Origin of the sequence: Mycobacterium sp. (assembly GCF_052144515.1) — a bacterium.
GTDB lineage: Bacteria > Actinomycetota > Actinomycetes > Mycobacteriales > Mycobacteriaceae > Mycobacterium.
This window is the reverse complement of the sequence record NZ_JBKQQD010000209.1, coordinates 1-3,450: the sequence shown is the minus strand read 5'-3', so window position 1 is coordinate 3,450 and position 3,450 is coordinate 1. Positions and strand designations below refer to the sequence as shown.

The window sequence follows — 3,450 nt, the reverse complement described above, 5'->3', positions numbered from 1 at the left end:
GTGATAGACCCCGACCTCATCCGCGACCACGACCTCCGCGCGATTCCGCCGTGCCATGCTCAGATGCTCCACATCGGCTCGCGATACCTTGGCCCGGTCGGGCGTCGACCCGGCCAGCCTCATGATGATCAAACGTACCAAGTGCGGATTCGTCTGTCCAGTAGCCAGAGGAAATTATGGGTGGCCCCAATGTGGGCACTTTCTCCCCCTTTCTTCTCCCCCGTCCCGCAATTGGGGAGCGTTCCTACCATTCCAGCTCGGGCAGCTCCCGGAACACTTTGCGTACGCCCTCGCTCCAGTTTGCGCTCAGTGCCGTGAAATAAGCGTCGCCCTCGTCGAAGCGGCGCCGCATGCGGATCTCCAGGCTGTCCCGTTCGTAGCACACCAGATCGATGGGCATGCCCACAGACAAGTTGCTGCGCATGGTCGAATCGAATGAAACGAGAATGCATTTGGCGGCGTCCGAGAGCGTGGTGGTGGGCGTGATCACCCGATCGAGGATCGGCTTTCCGTATTTGGCTTCGCCAGTTTGTAGAAACGGCGTATCCTCTCCGGCTTCGATGAAGTTGCCCTCTGCGTAGATGCGAAATAGCCGCGGCGGCTCGCCCTTGATCTGTCCACCGACGACGAAAGAGGCGTTGAACCGAATGGGACCGCTTTCCAGGAACGGCGCGTCGCGACGCTCGATGTCGCGCACGGCATCCGAAACGAGGACTACCACATCGAACATGGTGCGCGCAGTCCATAGATTGGGCGGTCCATCCGTGACATCATTGCGCTGCTTCAGCACGCTGATCACGGCTTGCGTCCCAGCCAAGCTGCCGGAGCTCAGCAAGACGAGCACACGATCGCCGGCCCGCTCGAACACGGTCATTTTGCAGAACTTGGCGAAGTTATCCACGCTGGCGTGCGTGCGCGAGTCCGACGCGAGGACGATCCCATCCTTGAGCAAGATGCCGACACAGTACGTCATGCCCTGCCTTTCTCGGCTGGCGGAACTCGACTTCGACTGGCCCGTACGGCGCACTTCAGTTCGCACTGATCTCATCCGTCCACACCTTGAGGCTTTCCAGCGTCGACGGCCCGAAGCTGGTTGTGAGCGCGACATCCGCCGCGTCTCTGCCTCGGGCGATCAGGATGCGCCCGATGCGGGGCGTATTGTTGCGAGCATCGAAGGTGTACCAAGCGTCGCCGAGATAGGCCTCGAACCAGGCCGCAAAGTCCATGGGCGAATCGGCTGGAGGCCTGCCGATATCGCCGAGATAGCCAGTGCAGTAACGCGCCGGGATATTCATGCAACGGCAGAGCGTGACGGCGAGATGGGCAAAGTCGCGACACACGCCCTTGCGATCCTGAAAAACTTGAAAAGCGGACTTCGTTGGGCTCGAAAGGCCGTAGCCGAACTGAATGTGTTGATGCACGAAATCGCAGATGGCCTGGACGCGCTTCCAGCCAGTCGGCGCCGCATTGAATAAGCGCCATGCAGTCTCAGACAACAGGTCGGTCTCGCAATACCGGCTACCGAGCAGGAAGAGCAAGGTCTCTTCGGGGAGTGCCTCCACGGGCCGCTGCTCGAGCCAAGGCGCTACCAGGTCGGGGTTGCCGGTGTCGGATACGACAGCATCGCTGCTCAGCCGGAGCTGTCCCGGGAGTGCCACGATGCGGCTGCACCAGTTGCCGAAAGAGTCCCGATAGGCCGTGACCGGAATGGACGGAGTTAGCACCAGGTGATCGGCCTTGATGAGGTCCGAGACGCGGCTGTAGTGTATACTCAACGTGACGATCATCGGTGTGGGTTGCGGGCACCGAAAGACCAGTTCGTAGCCGACTTGAATCTGCACGGGTAACAGCTCTCTCTCGCTGTATGAAGTTCTCCTATCTGATCCTAGCACTCTGCGTGCCTGGCGAGAAGGCTGGCCGCGAAACTGATCACCTTGGAAACAGGTGCGGCACCGCCTCCTCCAGAACGCCTCCAAGGCGCTCGGCCCAACTCTGCACGTCGGATTCGCTTGCGAGCAGGTCCTGCCGGATCTCGAGCTCCACATGCGGAACGCCGCGCTGCTCATCCCACCCGAATCGAATTGTCCGTCGCCGCATTCGGTCGGTCAAGGGAATCGCGCCGTGGACAGCCGCACCAAGGCCCCGCGCAAAGTCGGACCCGCCCCCGGGCCGCGGCGGGCGAGCCGGCGGCGCCGGGAGCCGTCCCCGCGGCGTCGGGCTCGGGAAAAACGGCGGGGTCGCCTGGTGGTTGCTCGATGGTGAGGGTGATCGCCCCCCTCCCTCCCCACCGGGATCGCTTGCCATGTCCGATGCCCGGCCGCCGCTCAGCCCCCGGAAGCTGGCCGCCAACCGGGCCAAAGCCCGCAAGTCCACCGGCCCGCGGACCGCGGCGGGCAAGGCGGCCTCGGCCTGCAACGCCTACCAGCATGGCCTGACCGGCGAATCACTTGCCCTGCCGCCCGATCTGGCCGACGCGGTTCAGGCCAAGGAGGCCGCCTACGAGGCAACGCTCCGGCCCCGCAACGAGGTCGAGCGCGACCTGGCCCGCGCCATGCACGACCACGCCGAGCGCCGTGCCGCTGCCGTCATCGAGCTCGCCGGGCGACTCCCGGGTAAAACCCAACACAGGAACATTTTGTTTCATAGGATGAGCTAACAGCGCGCAGCGCTTAGGTTTCGGTCTTGCTCAAGCCGCGATGGGAAAGAGGAACACTGTCGTCAACGAGTTGTGCGTTGAAGCTAGGCGTCACCCGGACCGCCCTCTAACGAGCCACGTCGGGCCGACTGGAGGGCTGAGAAAGAACGGCAAGCGAGTCCTGTGGCGGCAACTTCGTTCTATGAAACAAAATGTTCCTTTGTTGGGTTGTACCCAGTTCGCGGGAGTCATGAGCGGACCCCACCTGTAGGGGTAGACCCAACAGTGACACTGGTGGCGAATTCGATGGAGACGGTGAAGGCAGCCGATTTCCCCTTCGCGGGCTCACTCATTTTGCCAAAACTTAGGCCGAGCGACGTCCCTCGGGAATTCGCCACCAGTGTCAGTGTTGGGTTAAGGCCATCTTATGAATCAGTGCCGAACCGCAACGAATTTGAAGAGCAAAGCTTGCTCCGTCTCTCATTTCCGTCCCAAACCAGGTTAAGAGGCAACGAGCTATCAGCTTAGCGTACAATAGTGCGCAAATTCTGAAGTAACCCCAGGTGCCGTCATTGATACCACAGTCCTGATCGGATCTTCGTCCCAGAGGAGGTCGTCGACAATGAACGTGCTCGATGTGCTGATCGCAAGCGCGGGCCAATGGGCCGGCAAGAACAGGCTCATGGACCCCCACACCAATTCAGTGGATGAATCGCCTGGGACGGCGATCGTCACGCCGGGGCTGGGGGATCGGTCCGTCCGCATCGACTACACCTGGGCATACCACGGCAGCCCGCAAGAAGGGTCACTCCTGA

At 61.8% G+C, this 3,450-nt stretch carries 4 protein-coding genes; 2 read left to right on the top strand and 2 right to left on the bottom strand.

Annotation, left to right across the window (positions count from 1 at the left end):
- Positions 1 to 244: 244 nt before the first annotated feature.
- Complete coding sequence (locus ACLP9N_RS14965; RefSeq protein ID WP_442408158.1) at positions 245 to 1,039, bottom strand: peptidase; 795 nt, start codon at positions 1,037 to 1,039, stop codon at positions 245 to 247.
- The gene (locus ACLP9N_RS14960; protein ID WP_442408157.1) at positions 1,029 to 1,841 is read right to left on the bottom strand and encodes a transglutaminase-like domain-containing protein; all 813 of its coding nucleotides are present in this window, start codon (positions 1,839 to 1,841) and stop codon (positions 1,029 to 1,031) included. The genes ACLP9N_RS14965 and ACLP9N_RS14960 overlap by 11 nt, the downstream gene beginning before the upstream one ends.
- Before the next feature lie 461 nt (positions 1,842 to 2,302).
- Here ACLP9N_RS14960 and ACLP9N_RS14955 point away from each other — a divergent pair, with 461 nt between their 5' ends.
- Entirely contained in the window at positions 2,303 to 2,656 is a 354-nt protein-coding gene (locus ACLP9N_RS14955) for a hypothetical protein (RefSeq protein ID WP_442408156.1), read from the top strand.
- A gap of 601 nt (positions 2,657 to 3,257) precedes the next feature.
- On the top strand, positions 3,258 to 3,450 hold a 193-nt coding region (locus ACLP9N_RS14950), incomplete at its 3' end, for a hypothetical protein (protein ID WP_442408155.1).

Coding starts and splice junctions, on each gene's coding strand:
- ACLP9N_RS14955 (WP_442408156.1), top strand. CDS start 2,303: ATGTCCGATGCCCGGCCGCCGCTCAGCCCCCGGAAGCTGGCCGCCAAC.